This window comes from Lutimonas halocynthiae, assembly GCF_030409835.1.
In the GTDB taxonomy this organism is placed as follows: domain Bacteria; phylum Bacteroidota; class Bacteroidia; order Flavobacteriales; family Flavobacteriaceae; genus Lutimonas; species Lutimonas halocynthiae.
The window spans coordinates 1-18,051 of the sequence record NZ_JAUFQO010000002.1; the positions used below are offsets into that span (position 1 = coordinate 1).

Sequence of the window (18,051 nt, forward strand, 5' to 3'; positions counted from 1 at the left end):
AGGTGCTACAACACAGAGTATTACGGTAAGTCCTAGTTCAACAAGGGATTATACTGTTACAGCGACCATAAATGGTTGTGAAGATACTGATAGTGTTAGAGTAACAGTAAATACAAATGATATTTCGGCACCCACTGAAACTATTGCGAACGCAGGTGAACCTATGACTATTTGTTTAGGAGAATCAATAACCCTAACTGGGAGTGGCGGTAATACTTTTAGATGGGATACAGGAGAAACTAGTCAGATGATTACTGTAAGTCCAAAGAGGACTACTACTTATACATTAGAAGTTACTAATCAAGGTTTAACAAGCGTTGATACTGTAATTATAACAGTCGAAAATTGCTCAAATGATATATCAGAGGAAACTTCTATGAATTCTAGTATTTCTGTTTATCCGAATCCTTCTTCAGGAGTTTTAAATATCAAAATTGATAATCTTGAAGAAAATTCAGAACTATTGATTAATGATATGAAAGGGAGTATTATTTATATGGATGATTTGAATTTATCAAAATTTAATACTATTACAAAACAAATAGATTTATCTCGATATAGTAAAGGAATTTATTTTGTGCGTTTTAATAATTCTCGACAACAAATAATTAAGAAATTCATACTTATTTAGCTTAAGTGCGTAGATTTTTCTTCTAATCTTTTAGAAACTAACCTCCAATCTTCGTTTTTTTTGAAAATTTCATACTTATTCAGATGGACTTTAACCTTTTAAAGAAACTGAGACATCATGCTGCATAAGTTTGTCATTCTTTTTTGCAAAGAAGTGTTTTGATACAAGAATTTCCTTTCTTCTTAGCCCTTAAATAAAGGTTATTTCAAAAACCATATTTCTATAAATATATCAGTTATCTATGGCTAAATAACTAAAACATCTGGCGTATTATTGAATACATAATGTTTATTAATTAGTTGCCGCTGATCATTGCAGGAAGCCGACAATCCATAAATATAGATTTTAGAAATAATAACATTTGAAAATATATTTGAGAATCTTTGAGAATTTGTAATATCATTGCTAACCGTAAATTAGTGCCCTAGAAAACCTATTATAATTTCATCAAAAGGTTAGTTATTCTCATAATCAATAATTGTACTAAAACTCTGTAGATAAGTCTTAATGTAATGTGGCTTTTCAGAATTTAGTTGCATCATTATAATATTCAAGGCAAACATATGATAACATTTTCGTCATATTCGACTAAGGTATACGTACGAGTTGTAATGAAAAGTAATTCGAAACATTTAATATCTACTTTTTTTATTAACCAAAATTCGATAAGCCATAATTAATAATTCTATTATTATTAAATTAAAATATGAAAATTCGCCATTGTATTGAATTTTTTTTCCGCGTGTCCCTTTCTTGAAATTGTATATTCCATTTTTTTCTGAATTTGAAACTGGAATCCGGCACAAATCAAAAAACTCAAAATTTTCTGATTTAAGACAATTTACCACATAATCCACTAAAAAATGGGAGCCAAATCGAGTTTTAGCTTCTGGAGAATTTGCTGCAATAACAAATGTAGAATAAGGTTTGTTGGTATGAATTATTACAACAGAAATCGGTCCAAATTCAGGGCTTATCGCCATGAAAGTTCGGTAGTCATTAGATAAAACTAGTGATTCTAAAGATTTAGTATTGTGATGTTTGAGCTTTTTAGAGTCTGCCATTTTAGCTATCAGCATAATAATTTGAGACAAATTATTAGTACTAAAATCAGTTATTTCAAAGGCATTTAGTTCATTTTTGAATCCTTTTCTAATATTTCCTTTCCAATTATTGTCATATTGAATTTTTTTATTTAAATCTATTTCAATCGAAAGATTGGAGTTAAACGAGCCTAAAGGCCTTCTAAAGCCAGCTAATTTGAGGCCTATTTCAAAAATTATATTGTACTTATTATCGCTGAATATTTCGACTCCTAAATACCCTAAATTCTTCAAGTGAGAATAGCAAGATTCGATTTTTTTCTCACTAATACATGAATCAAAACATTCTCCCTGAATCGTAAAAATTTTTCCTCTTATTATAGGTACCTTATTTAAAACACCCCAAAATGCAATTTGTGTATTCTCTAAGGAATCAACAAAAAATAGAATTTCCTTATTTAATTGAAGAACATAATTATACCATCCATGAGATTGTTGATATGGGATCTTAGTAAATGTTTGTTGAATTTTAAAAAATTCATTCGAATCATGAATTAGTATCATGCTTAATTATGAGGGGATTTAACTTAATTTATATCTGATGTAAAATACAAAATTCAATTAATTTAATCACATTGTTCTGCCGAAATTTATTCTTAAAAAATATTCATTGTTTTATTAAGTTTGACGGTAAACTAACTGGATTTTGTATTTTTAAATTATCTTATCTTCGGAAAATGATATGCCTGGATTAATTGAAATAATTGATGTCGCAAAATACAATGAATATGTATGAAAAAATGAAAATTGGTTTAATTGTGGATGGGCTCGAAATTTCTAATTGGGCTTACGAAATGATCCAAATTTTGAATAATAGTAATTATTCGAAGGTCGTACTTATTGTTAGGAAAGATTATATAGATGAACAGAAACCCACATTTTTCTCCAAACTAAATAAATTAAGAAAACAATTTGTTTTAATAATTTATTCAAAATTTGAATCAATATTTTATAGATTTAAGCGTGATGCAATGGAGCTTAAAAATTTAAGTGATATTAATAATTGTTCAAGTATTTCAATAAGATTGAAGAAAAGTGAATATACAGATTTTTTTAATGAAAAGGATTCAAATCGAATAATGCCGTATGATTTGGATATACTGTTGAATTTGAGTCAAAATGATAGTCGAGGTGAAATAGTTAAATCTGCTAAATATGGTGTTTGGACTTTATGTTTTGGTACACAAGGAGTTTATGGAAGTGGATTAATTGGAGTTTGGGAAGTAATAAAAAATAAGGATGTGTCGATCGTTTATTTAAAGCTGAATAGGGATACTAAGGATAGAGAGCTCTTATTGTTTAAATCATTCTCTTCAACTGATTCGAAAAGCTTTAGAAAAAACGCGAACAATATTTTATGGAAAACGAAAAATATTATTCCAAGAAAGATACAAGAGTTATATATTAAAGGTGGCAAAGAATTTTTTCAAAGAGTACATAAAAATAATAAATTACCAATATTTGTTTTTGATAAAAATCCTAATTCACCATCTAACATTCAAATGCTGAAGTTTATTATTTCAAAGTATTCAATGTACTTGATAGGGAAGATCAGATTAAAACTCTATTTTAAACAATGGATTCTACTGGTTAAATTTAATGAAACTAATTTAATTTCAAATTCATTTTTTAATTTTAAAAGACTTATCCCTCCGAAAGATCGATTTTGGGCTGACCCTTTTATTTTAGAAAGACAAAATAGTTATTTTATCTTTTTTGAAGAATTAATCTATAGTGAAGATAAAGGTAAAATTAGTGTTATAGAAATGAATTCAAATGGTATCGTTAAAGAGCCGGTCGTCGTCCTTGAAAGAAATTATCATTTATCATACCCATTTTTAATAGAATATTGTGAAGAATTGTATATGATACCGGAAACGGCAGAGAACAATTCAATTGAGATATATAAATGTATAGATTTTCCTGTTAGTTGGAAGTTGCAAAAAGTATTATTTAAGAATATTAAGGCTGTAGACACGACAGTATTTAGGCATGATAATGTTTATTGGTTATTTACAAATATTAAGGAAGATTCTGGTGCATCTCAACATGATGAGCTCTTTCTTTTTTACTCAGACAAATTATTAACTGAAAACTGGGTGCCTCACCCAATGAACCCAATTGTTTCTGATGTAAGGTTTGCAAGACCCGCAGGGAATATATTTTGTTTTGAGGATAGAATTTTTAGACCTTCTCAAAATTGCGCCAAACATTATGGTCACGGAATTGAAGTAAGAGAAGTTATTGAGTTAACTAAAACTTCTTATTCAGAAAAAAATGCCCAATCAATTTATCCGAATTGGAATGATGACTTGACATCTACTCATACTCTAAACTGGTCCAATAAATTGACTGTTATTGATGCAATGATTATTAGAAGAAAGACTATGTTTTAAGTCTAGGTTAATTTGATTTATTGATTTCAATTTCGTAAATTTTCATGCAACAATGGAGACAATTTTAAATAGAAAAAATGTTATTCAACTCACTTGATTTCGCTATTTTTTTACCAATAGTCTTTGTACTGTATTGGTTTGTGACAAACAAGAATCTGAAGCTTCAGAATTTGTTGATTGTTGTGGCGAGTTATGTTTTCTATGGATGGTGGGATTGGCGTTTTTTATCCTTGATCTTATTCAGTACACTTGTAGATTATACGGTAGGTAGGAAGCTAAGAGATGAGAATGATAGTTCAAGAAGGCTTTTATTACTATGGACAAGTATTATAGTGAACCTCGGATTTTTAGGATTTTTCAAGTACTATAACTTCTTTCTTGATAATTTTATTGAGGCTTTTAGTTTCTTCGGATATGCCTTCAAGGCAGGAAGTCTTCAAATAATCTTACCTGTAGGTATTAGTTTTTATACTTTCCAAACACTTAGTTATACCATAGATGTCTATAAAAAGAAATTAGAGCCAACCAAAGATTTTATTGCCTTTGCTGCTTTCGTAAGCTTTTTCCCACAATTGGTTGCTGGGCCCATTGAGAGAGCGACGAATCTTTTACCACAGTTTTATAAGAAGAGAACCTTTGATTCTAATAAGGCCATCGATGGTTTGAAACAAATCTTATGGGGATTGTTTAAAAAGGTGGTTATTGCTGATAATGCAGCACAGTTTGCCAATGAGATATTTAATAATTCAGGCGATTACTCTGGAAGCACCTTGTTCTTAGGAGCCTTGTTTTTTGCATTTCAAATTTATGGTGATTTTTCAGGATATTCTGATATTGCTATTGGAACGTCAAGACTCTTCGGTTTTAATTTAATGAAGAACTTTGCTTTTCCGTATTTCTCAAGAGACATTGCGGAATTCTGGCGCCGATGGCATATTTCATTATCCACCTGGTTCAGAGATTATTTGTATATTCCATTAGGAGGTAGTAGAGGAGGATTGTCGATGAAAATCCGAAATACATTTATCATATTCGTCGTTAGTGGTTTTTGGCATGGAGCTAACTGGACATTTATTGTTTGGGGAGTTTTGAACGCCTTGTATTTTTTACCATTATTGCTGGCTAAGAAAAACCGTCAAAACATAACCATTGTAGCACAAGGAAAACTATTCCCTGGAATCAAGGATTTATTGATGATGGGAAGCACATTTTTTCTGACTCTAATTGCCTGGGTATTTTTTAGAGCAGAAGATATGTCTCACGCGATGGGCTATTTGTCAGGTGTTTTCTCCAAATCTATATTGAGTGTACCTGAATTTGAAGGAAGAGAAAGTGCAGCGGTAACGCTTATGGTCATTGTATTTTTTGTATTTATAGAATGGTTAGGAAGATCTAATGAATATGCTATTGAACGTTTAGGCTCAAAATGGCCTAAAATATTGAGATGGTCATGGTATGCGCTTATCATATTTTTAATAGGTATCCTTGCTCAAACTGAGGAGACACCTTTTATATATTTTCAATTTTAGAACATGAGAAATTTTTTAATATCCTTTTTTAAGTTTGTTCTTTTCGCAGGTGTGTTTTATATATTGATGATCATACTTTGGGGAGAATTTTCGCCTATAAGAGGTAATTTAATTTATAAGTTAGGTGCAGGAGGGCATGCATTTACTAGGCTAAAAGAGGTGAAGCAGGCAAAAAATATTGATATTTTGTTCTTAGGGTCTTCTCATACTTTTAGAGGATTTGATACCAGAATATTCAATAAAAAATATAATTCTTTTAATTTAGGAACTAATTCTCAGACTCCTATTCAAACAGAGTATTTGTTAAATAGACATTTAGACTCATTAAATCCAAAAATAATATTTTTGGAAATATGCCCATTAATTCTCTCCTCAGACGGTATAGAATCAACGTTGGAGATATTGTCAAACGTAACTATTGATCCTAAGATAACTGAATTTGTTTTTGAACAGAATCATTTAAAAGTGTATAACACATATTTTTATGCCGTTTTCAATGATTTTGTTTTAAACAGAGTGAATAATTTTTCAGAAAAAAATAAAGTAGGTAATAGCATTTATATAAAAAATGGATTTGAAGAGTCGGAGCTAAAAAATTATAAAAAGATGTATTTTCAGCCTTCAAAATGGCATTATTCAAAAAAACAATTTATGTCCCTAGAAAGGATTCTGAATTTAGCCAGAGAGAAAAATATACAAATTATTTTAGTTCAGGCTCCGGTAACCTCTGATTACTATAATTCCATTCGAAATAACAATGAATTTGATTTCGAATTAAGTAAATATGGTAAATATTATAATTTTAATGAAATTTTAGAGTTAAATGATACTATCCATTTTTTAGATTATCATCATTTGAACCAAGGAGGGGTTGAATCTTTTAATAATCAAATCCTGAAAATATTGGAAGAATTGGAGGTTTCTAATAACTTGAATTAAGAAGATTGGAATAGAATATCTACTTTTAGGGATTTTAATTTCTTTTTTTTCAATATTCGGCCTGTAATTTTAATCACTATTAAAAAAGAATAAAGAATAATTTTCCTCAACACTATATTTGTGTCAATAGCGAAACATTTTTTATTGCATTATGAATTGAAATCATTAATTGATGAAGTGTTATCTAGATATTAATTTTTGAAAAACACCATCATAAGAAGGTTATAAAAAAGAAAAAATAAAGCGGTTTGGTCAACGGTCTAATTACAATAAGCAATTAATACAAATTTTTATAATTCAAGAATTGATTTATTCATATTTTCGAATCAAAAAATTCCATTTATATTTATTAAACACTTCAATATAAACTCTTAATGCCATATGCCTAGAATTTAATTTTTTTTTAAATTTTATTGAAGGGGTATTAAAATAATCTGAAAAACTATAGAATTCATTAATGCCCATGTTCATCAATAATAAATATGCTTTAAACCTGAGGTAAGGCGCCAAATTTTTCCCTCTATACTTTTCAATAGTTTTCATTCCAATCAAAAATGCCTGGTTTTTTTTTAAACTAATGCATTCCGTTCTTTCAGAAACTTTGGAAAGTTCAATCCACATAAATGTTGAGTAATATGAACCATTGATAAGCCCAACGCACATTTGACCATCATTAAGTCGTTTTATTTTTTCATTTTCATTTAAAATATATCCCTTTTTACTAAGTTGTAAAATATCAAATTCATCAAATATTCTGAATTTATAATTTGATTTTATATCTCTTATAACAGGTTCTTTACATTCAGTATCAAATTCTTTTTCTAAGTAATAAGGTGAAATTTCAATCCCTAATTTTTTACATTGATATAAAATACTATACAGAACTGTTCCGTATTGAAAATATTTGGAATATTTATTAATTAACCTAGATTTCATTCTTTAATTATCAATAAGGCCATACTTACCGTTGCCTGGTTTCAATTTCATAATATTTCTAAATTCTGATGAGCTCATAATTTCTCGTGAATTTGCTTTTGCAATTATATGTATGCGTTCTATTAAATCCACATTAGTTGCAAGTTTAGTTCTATTGTGATCATACCAGATATTGTCCTCTAAACCAACTCGTACGCCCCCTCCAATAGCAATAGATATTGAATTCATTTTTAGTTGATTATCTCCAATTCCAGCTAAACTCCAAATAGAATTTTTGGGTAAGTCGTTAATCATAAGCCCTGAGTGCAATAAATCAGCTTGAGCTCCAGCAATATTTCCTAAAAGAAGATTAAAATAAAAAGGAGGTTTTATTAATTCTTTTTTTTCCAAATATTTTGAAAAATTAATCATCCCAGAATCAAAAGCTTCTAATTCTGGTAAGATTCCTTTTTCTTTCATAATACTCGCTAAATTAACAATCATATCAGGAGAATTAACACTTGCAACTCGATTAAAATTTAAAGAGCTTAATGTTAAACTACCCATGTCAGGTTTAAGATTTCCTTCCAAATTTAATGGATCTGCTCTTAAATGTAGTTCACTAAAATTTCTTCCACTTAAGGAAACACATATAACAAGGTCAGGAACGTATTTACGAATTCCTTCAATTATTTCTCCATAAATTTCTTTTTTGTAGGTAGGCACTCCTGATTCCAATTCTCTTGCATGCAAATGAACTTTTGTTATCCCTAACTCACATGCTTTATGCACATCTTCAATTATTTCTGAGCTGTCTATTGGTACATGGGGAGTCATTTTTTTTGTTGGAATCATTCCGGTAGGAGTAAAATCTATGATTAATTTGTTGTTCATATTAATGTAATTAAAAAATGAAAGTTTGAATTAATGAATATTTTTATATTCACACCGTATTTTTGTTTTCATTAAATGCACCTATATCATTTGTTTCCTATTTATAGCTGCATGAATAATGATGAATTTTAAAATCAAATGATTAAAGCCGATAGATACCTAAATTTTAATCAATAAACTGTACAGGATGGTGTTTTAGTTTTTCATGAATATCGTCATTCATAAAAAGACAGTGTAAATAATTACGACAGAGAATATTTAAACATTATTCCCTTAAAATCGACTAATAATAGAGAGACGAATATTTTAAGATTCATCTCTCTATTTGATAAATGTTAATTTTCGCAGATTACAGCATGTGGAATAAGCCAAACACCATCACCATCCTTATCTTCAGCAACAAATTCTTTAGAAAAGGTTTCAACACCTGGATCAAATTCACGAGTAAATCCAAATTGACCAGGAGCTATTGTAGTCGGTACGGCGTCATTAGCATAAATGTGTATTTCTTTAATTGAGTAGCCTTCAAAAACGCTGTAAGTAACAATTAGGCCGGAATCATCTATTCGCTTGACATTAACATTTCCTACCAAAGTTCCTTTGTTTGTATCATTTTTACCTGCCCCAGACCATAATTCAAAATTAAATCCGTAAGTAGCATTATTATGGCCATCTGGAATATTAATGGCCCAACCCCATCTATTTTGAGTCAATCCTAAGGAGGCAAGTTGCTCCGGATTTGCATTTCTGTTAGAGGCGAAAACATAACCTACCCATTCACATACTTGGTGCCATTTAGCAAAAGCTGTTTCACAACCTTCATCATCAGTATCTGATGTTTCAGTAGATTGCATTTTTTCTGTAGGTCTTTTCTCAGCTTCGCTGATGTCTAAAGAGTCTTTGTTACAGGCACTTATTACAACAAAAAGTAACATGGCCGCTAGAATTTTGAGGGGATTCATAGTAGATAAAATTTAATTTATTAATAAATATTTAAGCCACATTAATGGTTCAAATCAAAATAAAAATATTTTTAACAATTTTTTTCAATCAAATCCTCATAGCAGTGGAAAAACAAAAGTATGTTTTTTTTTTTAAATATCAAAGTAAACCCGTAAAGACTTAATAATCAATTAAAAAAAGACCCAACTTTTTGTAGCTGTCTGTATTTTATCCCTTTCAAATTGTTAGGAAATATTGTTGTGAACAAATTAGGTGTTAAGATGTTAACATCTATACCTGTTCATATCTTTTTTTGGTGTTTACATTGGTTTGTGATATTTTTACATTTAAATGGCGTTGTGGCCGAGAGGATAGGCATTACTCCGCAAGAGTATTTACAGTGGTTCGAATCCATTTTACGCCTCATTTCATAAAAAAATCAGAAAACAAATTTCTGATTTTTTTTTTAATATAAACTTACCAGATACCTTTAGCTTTTCTCACATTAATTCAGCGTTATCTTTAAATATCAAATATTGTACTTTCTTTCATTTTACGATATCTGAATAGGATGTTTTTTATATCCCTTTACTCTCTTTTATTCTAAATATAGTTCTAAAATTAGGGCAAAGATTAAATTAAAAAAAACAAATTTAAATTTGGAAGAGAAGACTTACTTATATACTTTTGGAACACAGGCGCTATTGTTAGGTCTAATATTAAAAGCTTAATTTGTCAAGATCAAACATTTTCACTTATCTGTACGAATAGCAATATTAAACATGCTTAGTAAATACTAAATAGCAAATGACAAAAAAAAAAGAAATTCTTATTATAGGTGCAGGACCAAGTGGCTTATCTGCAGCCTTGGAATTAGCCAAAACAGGTCATAAGATTATACTTATAGAAAAAGCAAAATGTCCAGGAGGTTTAATGCGAAATATTAACCATGGTGATTTTAATGTCGATCTTGGTCGCAAAGAATTATATACTAGGATCCAAAAAGTAAATGATTTTTGGGAGGAATTGCTTCATGATGATTATATAAAATATGAGCATAGAGTAGGAATTTTATATAAAAATAAAATTCTTGAATCATCTATTCTTTATAAGGGCCGTTTAAAAGGGCTTTCTCTTATTCAGTTTCTTAAATGCCTTATCAGTTTCGTAAAAGAGAAAATATCAAATAGAAAAGTTTCTAATTATCGAGATTTTGCCTATAAAAATTCGGGTGTTCTATTCACAGAGATATTTACCAAAGGATTTCATGAAAAATTTGTTGGTAGACTCTGGAAGGATTTACCTATTCCCGATAAAACAGCTAGGGAGATTGATAATCGTTCCACTGTTTCTTTGTTTCAATATTTTTTTTTAAAAAAATTTGAAACAAAAGCATCTCGGATCGAATGGAGGCATCCCAAATATGGAGCGGGCCAAATAACGAATCTAATTATTGAAAAATTAAATAACTTAAATGTAAATGTTCATTATGAATCAAATTTAAGTGGTGTAAAAATTATTGACAATAGTATCTCTTTGGTTACAATTGAATTAAAAGGTGTAAAAAAAGAATTGAAGCCAGACTATGTAATAAGCAGCATACCTCCGGAGTTTTCTGGAAATATTTTTTTGAATTTAGATTATGCAAAAACCCAGGTAAAGACAAGCATGAATAGAGGTGCTATTTTAGTTTACTTATTTCTAGATGAGTCGTCTAAATTTAATCATTGTTGGGTTAATGTTTCTGATCAAAATAGCAAAATTGGAAGGATTGTTAACTATTCTAATTTTGGTGGAGGAATGGTGCCTAAGTTTAAAACCTGTCTTTGTTTAGAGTATTTTCTGTTTAATAAGGACCCTCTTTTTGATTTGCCAAAGCAAGAGCTTCTTGAAATGGCATTGACCGAGCTAACAAAGGCTCACTTAATAAATCGGGAAAATCTTCAATATCATATGATATTTAAACTTCCAAATACTAATCCTGCCGTTGATTGGAAGGATTACTTAAATGAACCTCATAAGGTGGAATTATACAAAAAACTTAAGGAAATTAAAAACCTTTACAATGTAAATAGAGCAGGAACAGATCGAGCTACTCACGCTGGTTTAGAAGCGGCAGCCGCGATTAAATTTGGTTCTAAAGAACTTTTTGAGAAGTATACTGATCCTCGACAGAAAGAACCTTGGAATCATTAGCTTTTTAATGTTTTCAAATTTCATCAATTATAATATTGACCCAAATATATATAGGCTTAAATAGTCTATCCCATTTTATTATTCAAATATTACTAGAATTGAAGAAATGAGTAACAGGGTTTATTGATTGTGGGATAGATGGAATTATGTTCAGTTTTCTAGATTAACAAGATACCCCAATCTCCACAACATACCCCTCCCAATTCCTCACATTAAAAACAGTGCTATCTTCAAAGATCAAATACTGTCCTTTTACACCTTTTAAAACTCCTGAATAGGAAGGTGTTTTATCAAGATTCAGGCTTTTTACTTTTACCGGAAATTGTTCCACAGGAAAGGAGATAGGTGTTTCTTTATTATTTTCAATCAAATAGGGCTTTGCTTCTTCAGGGACATATTGAAATAATTTATCTCTTTCTTCAGCCAGATCAACATCTTCAATATTATTGGTGAGCATTTTACGCCAGTTGGTTTTATCCGCCACATAGTCTTTGAGTGCGACTTCAGTAATTCCTGCTAAATAACGATTAGGTACTTCAACAATTTCAATAGCTTCATGAGCCCCTTGATCGATCCAACGTGTTGGGATTTGCGCTTTTCTCGTCACACCCACTTTTACATTAGAACTATTGGCCAAATAAACAACATGAGGTTGCAATTGCGCCTTCTTTTCAAACTCCAGGTCTCTATCCTCTATATCCAAATGTGCCTTGCTTAATTCGGGCCTCATGATCCAATCCCCGGCATTGGGTGTTTTGTAAAAATCTTCATAGCAATAGCCTTGCCTAAAGATCTTCTTATTCTCTCCACAAGCCAAACACTGATATTTTACAAAATCTATTGAAATGGTTTTGTTGATCAGTTGATTCATGTTTATATAATCATCACCCATATCGAGATAGTAATTTACTGGAGATGTGAATTCAGTTTGCATTTTTTTTAAGACACCGGAATATTTCATAGTTTGATATTTTACTAAAATTCTTCATAAAGTAAAACCAAATTTATGAATTTAAGTATAGTTATGTGTTATTGATTGGAGATTGAAGATTTTTGATTTGGGATTTTAGAAGTTTTATAAAGATGTTGACATAAAATTCATGGAGGAACAAAGTACTAAACATCTACATGAATAGAAATGATTTAGAGACAAGGCTGATCGAGTTTTCAGTTGTAATAATTAAATTATCTCGGAAAATGCGGAAATCATATGCAGCCAGAAATTTATCTTCTCAACTCATACGATCAGGAACATCTGTTTCACTTAATTATGGTGAAGCCCAAAGTGGAGAATCCAGAAAAGATTTTATTCACAAATTAAAAATTATTTTAAAGGAACTTCGAGAATCATATATCTGTCTAAGAATTATTCAAAAAACACAATTATGTTCTGATGTAAAAGAATTGGAGATCATCAAAACTGAAAACAATGAGCTAATATCCATTTTCGTTAAAAGCATAACTACAGCTTCTAAAAATTAGTCGATAATCAAATAAGGAGTAATTTTCCAACAATCTTGATCTCCAATCAAAAATCTTCAATCTCCAATCTTCAATCCAAAGTTTCTATTTATTGAATTTACCCAGTTTTCGAGAAATATAATAGCTCATGGATCCAAGTATACCGCCTAAACTAGTAAAAATTAAATCTAGTTTATCACGATCTCCTCGAAGGTAGGGGTCAATTAATTCTTTTGCTAGCCCAATAAAGGAAGAGGTTACTATCCCAAAGAATAAAGCGACCCAAATAATATGGGTCTTTTTAAAAACGAAATACGAAACGATGGCTCCAATTAGTATTCCACCTATAAAATGTTCGACATAGCCATTACGAGTAACTTGCAAAAAAGATTCAATTTTTCGAATTAGATCAATCATAAAATAATTAAAAATATTTTAGGAGGGTTTCGCCACAACCCGAATCGTCTCCTTCACCTTCTCCGCAATCTTCCTCGCTTCATCAAGGTCTTCATTAACAATAGTAACATGCCCCATTTTCCTAAACGGTCGGGTTTCTTTCTTGCCATAAATGTGTGGTGTCACCCCATCAATGCCTAGAATTTCTTCCATGTTTTCATAGACAACCGGGCCTGAATGGCCTTCTTCACCTACCAGGTTTACCATGATGCCGGCAACTTTGTTGTCTGTATTTCCTAAAGGAAGGTTTAAAATTGAACGTAAATGTTGTTCAAACTGACTCGTATAAGAAGCTTCGATGCTATAATGACCGCTATTATGGGTTCTTGGTGCTACTTCATTGACTAGAATTTGATCATCCTCTGTCTGAAACATTTCAACTGCTAATAAGCCAACAATGCCCAACTTATCTGCTACGTTTAAAGCGATTTCTCTTGCTTTTTCAGCCACATGTTTTTCTATTCTTGCAGGGCAAAGTACGTATTCCACTTGATTTGCAGTAGGATGAAATTCCATTTCTACAACAGGATAGGTTTTGATGTCGCCTTTTTCATTTCGAGCCACGATGACAGCCAATTCATTTTTGAATGGGATCAATTTCTCGGTGATGCAATCTACTTCAGGGAGTCCTTTTAGATCGCTAACAGATCTGATTACTTTTACTCCAGTGCCATCATAACCGAATTGGGCCGATTTCCAAACAAAAGGAAAATCGGTATTCGTATCCATTTCACTAATGGCATTAAATCGATGATAAGGTGCGGTAGGAATATGATGTGCCTGGAAAAAATCTTTTTGTCTTCCTTTATGTTGTATAATCTCTAAAACAGCTGGTTGAGGATAAATAGCAAGGCCTTCTTTTTCGAGTTGTTTCAGAGCCTCGATGTTTACATGTTCGATTTCGATTGTTAAAAGGTCCACTTTTTTACCAAAATCATAGACGGTTTGATAATCCATTAAGCTGCCCTGGTAAAATTCATTGCAAATCTGTGAACATGGCGCATTTATGTCACCATCAAGAATGGCTGTGTAGACATCATATTTTTGTGTTTCTGTCAATAACATGCGTCCTAATTGTCCACCACCAAGTACGCCGAGTTTGAAATTAGAGGAAAAGTAATTTTTCACTGTAAAGAGTAGGTATTAAAAGTTGGTTATTTGTAGGGTATTTGGTCCGGTATTGAGCACCCTGTATTGCCTTGCAGCATAATTCACACCATCTGTCAAAGGAGCTCCATTAAGGATGTTAAATACACTACCATCACAAGGGCATTCCATGGTTAAGCCATTTTTGACTGACATTCTTGAGCAAGGCTGTGGGCTAAGATGCGGAGCGCTTCTTTCAAAAGCTATAAAAGTATCAATCCCATAATGATAAATGATGATACCGCTTATTCCGTCAGAGGTATAGGCCCATCCTCCAACTACCTGAAGATCAATAAATTCAGGATTATTTAAAAATACGGTTTTATTCACCTGAACCTCTGGTAAAAGATCTCTAAATTCATCTCCATCGTCATTACAAGCAAGCAAGGTGAATAATATTAAAAGTGTCAAAAGTTTTTTCACTGTCAAAAATTTTTCGCAAGGTACAAATAAATTACGTTTGGGTATGACGACTTTCAATGTCATTATCGCATGTTTTTGGCTATTTTTTCGTACCTTTTTGTCGAAATAAAATAGAAATTGGTACATTTGTACTTAGATCTCATACCAAGCACTTTGGTTGTGGGATTTTTTGTCTTTATATGTATTAGTAACAATCCAAGGATTTTAATATAAAAATTGTTGAAAATGAGTGACGTATCCTATTATACTGCCGAAGGTTTGAAGAAGTTAAGAGATGAATTGGAGCATTTGGAACATACTGAACGTCCAAGAGTGACCCAGGAAATCTCTGATGCCAGAGATAAAGGGGATTTGAGTGAGAATGCTGAATATCATGCTGCTAAAGAAGAGCAGTCTATGTTGGAATATAAAATAGCCCAATTGAAAGATACGCTTTCTAAAGCCAGATTGATAGATGAATCTTTACTTGATACATCTAAGGTATTGGCCTTGTCAATAGTAAAGATCAAGAATATCGATAATAAGATGGAATTTGAATACACTTTGGTCGCTGATGCCGTGTCTGATCTGTCTCAAGGAAAATTATCAGTAAGCTCACCTATTGGTAAGGGTTTACTCGGTAAAGAAGTAGGGGATATTACAGAAATTCAGGTGCCCAACGGAATCATGAAATTTGAGATTCTTAGTATTTCAAGATAAGCTTCTTATATTCGTATCATATAAATCAAAAGTATGGCCAGTATATTCACAAAAATAATTCAAGGAGATATTCCAAGTTACAAAGTTGCTGAGAATGATCTTTATTTCGCTTTTTTAGACATTAGCCCGAATTCAAAAGGACATACGCTTGTGGTGCCGAAAAAAGAAGATAACCGCTTGTTCCATCTGAGCGAAGATGAATATCTTAATCTCATGCGCTTTTCGTATAAAGTGGCCAAAGCTATCGAAAGGGCAGTACCCTGTGAAAGAGTTGGGATGAGTGTTATCGGACTGGAAGTACCTCATATACATGTGCACTTGATTCCACTTCATACCATGGATGATGCTAATTTTTCTAAGAAAGAGGAATTAACTCCGGAGTTGTTTAAGGAGATTGCTAGTGAGATTAGTAGGAATATGGTGTATTAGGTTTATTTTTTTTGAATTAGGATTGTAGTAGACCACCTTTTACATAATGATCTTTTCTGTTCATTTTTTTTGCTTCTCCAAAAAAAACGAACCAAAAAAAAGGAGCCTTTTGCGAGGTGTTTTTAAGCTTTTCTGCCGAACGCTTAAAACCGTTTAAAAAACGCTAAATTTTTTCCAAGGCTTCAAAAACTTTTAACGCTTTTTTCAAACTACACTGACGCAAAAGATTCGATATAATTATCGTTTTTGGATCGAAGATAGTTTTTTTGACCTTTCTGACCTCTTTGAATTCTCGTTTTAGCTTCCGAATTATTTTAGAAGAGAGAAGCAGCAGCCAAAAAGTGAAACGGCTAAGGCTGCGGAGGAAAAATAATGAGGTAAAGCTACAGAGAAATCGAAGATTCAGCGGAGCTAATTAAAAGTAGTCTTGAAATCGAAGATTCATGAATCCTTTGAAAGCAAATAGATTCCTGAGTAATTTTTCGTTCTTTTGTTTCAAGACAAAAGGACAAATAAGATTTATTGAAAAAGAATTATGAAAACTACACTGACGCAATAGATTCGATATAATTAATAATAGCTGATTCAAAGAACACTCTTAAATCCTGCCTCGCCGGCAGGCGGGTCCAATCAACTTTTCTCTTCTTCTGAAACTTTAAGCTGAATCAAAAACGTCGTCCCAACACCAATCTCTGATTTCTTAACATAAATGCGTCCTTTGTGGTAATCACTAATGATTCTCTTGGTAAGTGATAGTCCGAGACCCCAGCCTCGTTTTTTAGTAGTGTAGCCAGGTTCGAATATTTTTTTCTGTAAGCGTTTTGGGATACCTTTTCCTGTATCCGATATGGTGATGATGGCATTTGAGTTTTCCTGAACTACATTGATATCAATTTTACCTTTTCCTTGCATGGCGTCAATGGCGTTTTTGACCAAATTTTCTATTACCCAGCTGTAGAGCTGCAGGTTAAGATCTACATAAATAGGCTTGTCATTTTCTGTGTTGAATGTAAATTCTATTTGTTTAAAGCTTCGAGATCGGATGTAATCAAATGCGGTATCTGTCTCTTTAACGATATCATGTTGTGTCAGTTTGGGTATAGAACCAATCTTAGAGAAACGATCAGCAATGGTATTTAAACGATCAACATCTTTTTCGATTTCCTTTACGGTATCTTCTTCCACTTCTTCCATCCGAAGTAATTCGACCCAACCCAACAGTGAAGAAAGCGGTGTGCCAATTTGATGCGCCGTTTCTTTAGCCATACCAGCCCACAATTTGTTCTGCTCAGCTATCTTATTCGATTTAAAGGCGAGGTAGATAATTGTTCCGAATAGAAATAAAATCAGTAATAAGGCAAAAGGATAATACTGTAGTCTGTTTAATAAGTCAGAATCTCGGTAGTATATTTTTTGAGTGATATTAACGTTGTCGAGTTGAAAGTTCACCACCAATGGTTCGTTTTCTTCCATCATGATCTGAAGCTGACGGCTCAGGTATAACCTGTCATCAACATCTAATTTGGTAAATCCTTTATTGTTTTCAACATCCAGATTCGCCCAGCGGTTAATGTCTCCGTTTTCATAGGTAATGATCATTGGGATGCTCCTGTTACTTTGAATGATCTTCTGTTCTAAAGAAACATCGATATCCAAATCAGGGGTGTTGAAATTCTCATAAGCCGTAGCCAAGACTTCCATCTTAATACGCTCTTCGCTCTTGAATTTTCTGAAAAATTGATTCGTATTCCATAAAATGGAAGAAACAATTAAAAAAGACGCCAAGATAAGCGCCCACTTGATAAGAGTTTTACTGCTAGGGAGGTGAATCATTGAGAGCAAATATATAATATTCTAGAATTATAACTTAATATTAGTAAGCATATTATGTG

Annotated in this window: 17 protein-coding genes and 1 tRNA gene; 9 read left to right on the forward strand and 9 right to left on the reverse strand. The window is 31.8% G+C overall.

The genetic code is table 11. From position 1 onward, the window contains the following. The coding region (locus QWY87_RS02950; RefSeq protein WP_290288047.1) for a T9SS type A sorting domain-containing protein at nt 1–631 on the forward strand (631 nt) is incomplete at its 5' end. 632 nt (nt 632–1,263) lie between these two features. Here QWY87_RS02950 and QWY87_RS02955 read toward each other — a convergent pair. Further along, complete coding sequence (locus tag QWY87_RS02955) at nt 1,264–2,238, reverse strand: GNAT family N-acetyltransferase (RefSeq protein WP_290288048.1); 975 nt, start codon at nt 2,236–2,238, stop codon at nt 1,264–1,266. Nucleotides 2,239–2,540: 302 nt separating this feature from the next. On the opposite strand from QWY87_RS02955, the gene QWY87_RS02960 reads away from it, so the two are divergent. The 3 genes from QWY87_RS02960 (at nt 2,541) to QWY87_RS02970 (ending at nt 6,598) form a co-directional block, all read left to right on the forward strand. Further along, a complete protein-coding gene (locus QWY87_RS02960) occupies nt 2,541–4,130 on the forward strand; it encodes a glucosamine inositolphosphorylceramide transferase family protein (protein ID WP_290288049.1) in 1,590 nt (529 codons plus the stop codon). Nucleotides 4,131–4,207: 77 nt separating this feature from the next. Then, entirely contained in the window at nt 4,208–5,659 is a 1,452-nt protein-coding gene (locus QWY87_RS02965) for an MBOAT family O-acyltransferase (RefSeq protein ID WP_290288051.1), read from the forward strand. Between the two features lie 63 nt (nt 5,660–5,722). After that, on the forward strand, nt 5,723–6,598 hold the full coding sequence (locus tag QWY87_RS02970; protein WP_290288053.1) for a hypothetical protein: 876 nt from the start codon (nt 5,723–5,725) through the stop codon (nt 6,596–6,598). 309 nt (nt 6,599–6,907) lie between these two features. On the opposite strand, the gene QWY87_RS02975 is transcribed toward QWY87_RS02970, so the two are convergent. The 3 genes from QWY87_RS02975 to QWY87_RS02985 all read right to left on the reverse strand — a co-directional run bounded on the left by QWY87_RS02975 (nt 6,908) and on the right by QWY87_RS02985 (nt 9,369). After that, the gene (locus QWY87_RS02975) at nt 6,908–7,534 is read right to left on the reverse strand and encodes a hypothetical protein (protein ID WP_290288055.1); all 627 of its coding nucleotides are present in this window, start codon (nt 7,532–7,534) and stop codon (nt 6,908–6,910) included. A 3-nt stretch (nt 7,535–7,537) separates the two neighbouring features. Continuing rightward, nucleotides 7,538–8,407, reverse strand: coding sequence for a beta-keto acid cleavage family enzyme (locus tag QWY87_RS02980; protein ID WP_290288057.1), 870 nt, complete (start codon nt 8,405–8,407; stop codon nt 7,538–7,540). 335 nt (nt 8,408–8,742) lie between these two features. Further along, complete coding sequence (locus QWY87_RS02985) at nt 8,743–9,369, reverse strand: hypothetical protein (RefSeq protein WP_290288058.1); 627 nt, start codon at nt 9,367–9,369, stop codon at nt 8,743–8,745. A gap of 333 nt (nt 9,370–9,702) precedes the next feature. Between QWY87_RS02985 and QWY87_RS02990 the strand changes: the two genes are divergently transcribed. Then, a tRNA-Cys gene (locus QWY87_RS02990) sits at nt 9,703–9,773 on the forward strand. Between the two features lie 383 nt (nt 9,774–10,156). Then, nucleotides 10,157–11,545 carry an FAD-dependent oxidoreductase gene (locus QWY87_RS02995; protein ID WP_290288059.1) on the forward strand — a complete coding sequence of 463 codons (1,389 nt, stop codon included), beginning with the start codon at nt 10,157–10,159 and terminating at the stop codon, nt 11,543–11,545. Between the two features lie 163 nt (nt 11,546–11,708). Here QWY87_RS02995 and QWY87_RS03000 read toward each other — a convergent pair whose 3' ends face one another. Next, nucleotides 11,709–12,506, reverse strand: a complete 798-nt coding sequence (locus QWY87_RS03000; protein WP_290288060.1) for a DUF2797 domain-containing protein — start codon at nt 12,504–12,506, stop codon at nt 11,709–11,711. Nucleotides 12,507–12,673: 167 nt separating this feature from the next. On the opposite strand from QWY87_RS03000, the gene QWY87_RS03005 reads away from it, so the two are divergent. Continuing rightward, nucleotides 12,674–13,027, forward strand: coding sequence for a four helix bundle protein (locus tag QWY87_RS03005; protein ID WP_290288061.1), 354 nt, complete (start codon nt 12,674–12,676; stop codon nt 13,025–13,027). Nucleotides 13,028–13,111: 84 nt separating this feature from the next. Here the strand turns inward: QWY87_RS03005 and QWY87_RS03010 are convergent, their stop codons facing one another. From QWY87_RS03010 to QWY87_RS03020, 3 genes are read right to left on the reverse strand one after another with little or no spacing between them, the layout of a single operon-like run. Then, on the reverse strand, nt 13,112–13,423 hold the full coding sequence (locus tag QWY87_RS03010; RefSeq protein ID WP_290288062.1) for a hypothetical protein: 312 nt from the start codon (nt 13,421–13,423) through the stop codon (nt 13,112–13,114). Between the two features lie 18 nt (nt 13,424–13,441). Beyond that, complete coding sequence (locus QWY87_RS03015; RefSeq protein WP_290288063.1) at nt 13,442–14,590, reverse strand: 5-(carboxyamino)imidazole ribonucleotide synthase; 1,149 nt, start codon at nt 14,588–14,590, stop codon at nt 13,442–13,444. Between the two features lie 15 nt (nt 14,591–14,605). Then, nucleotides 14,606–15,031, reverse strand: coding sequence for a Rieske (2Fe-2S) protein (locus QWY87_RS03020; RefSeq protein WP_290288064.1), 426 nt, complete (start codon nt 15,029–15,031; stop codon nt 14,606–14,608). A gap of 225 nt (nt 15,032–15,256) precedes the next feature. On the opposite strand from QWY87_RS03020, the gene greA reads away from it, so the two are divergent. Together greA and QWY87_RS03030 are read left to right on the forward strand one after the other, a co-directional pair. Then, nucleotides 15,257–15,730 carry a transcription elongation factor GreA gene (gene greA / locus QWY87_RS03025; RefSeq protein ID WP_290288065.1) on the forward strand — a complete coding sequence of 158 codons (474 nt, stop codon included), beginning with the start codon at nt 15,257–15,259 and terminating at the stop codon, nt 15,728–15,730. A gap of 33 nt (nt 15,731–15,763) precedes the next feature. Then, a complete protein-coding gene (locus QWY87_RS03030) occupies nt 15,764–16,159 on the forward strand; it encodes an HIT family protein (protein WP_290288067.1) in 396 nt (131 codons plus the stop codon). A gap of 630 nt (nt 16,160–16,789) precedes the next feature. On the opposite strand, the gene QWY87_RS03035 is transcribed toward QWY87_RS03030, so the two are convergent. Next, nucleotides 16,790–17,992: a sensor histidine kinase gene (locus QWY87_RS03035; protein WP_290288069.1), complete on the reverse strand. Its 1,203-nt coding sequence runs from the start codon at nt 17,990–17,992 to the stop codon at nt 16,790–16,792. Nucleotides 17,993–18,051: the final 59 nt, after the last annotated feature.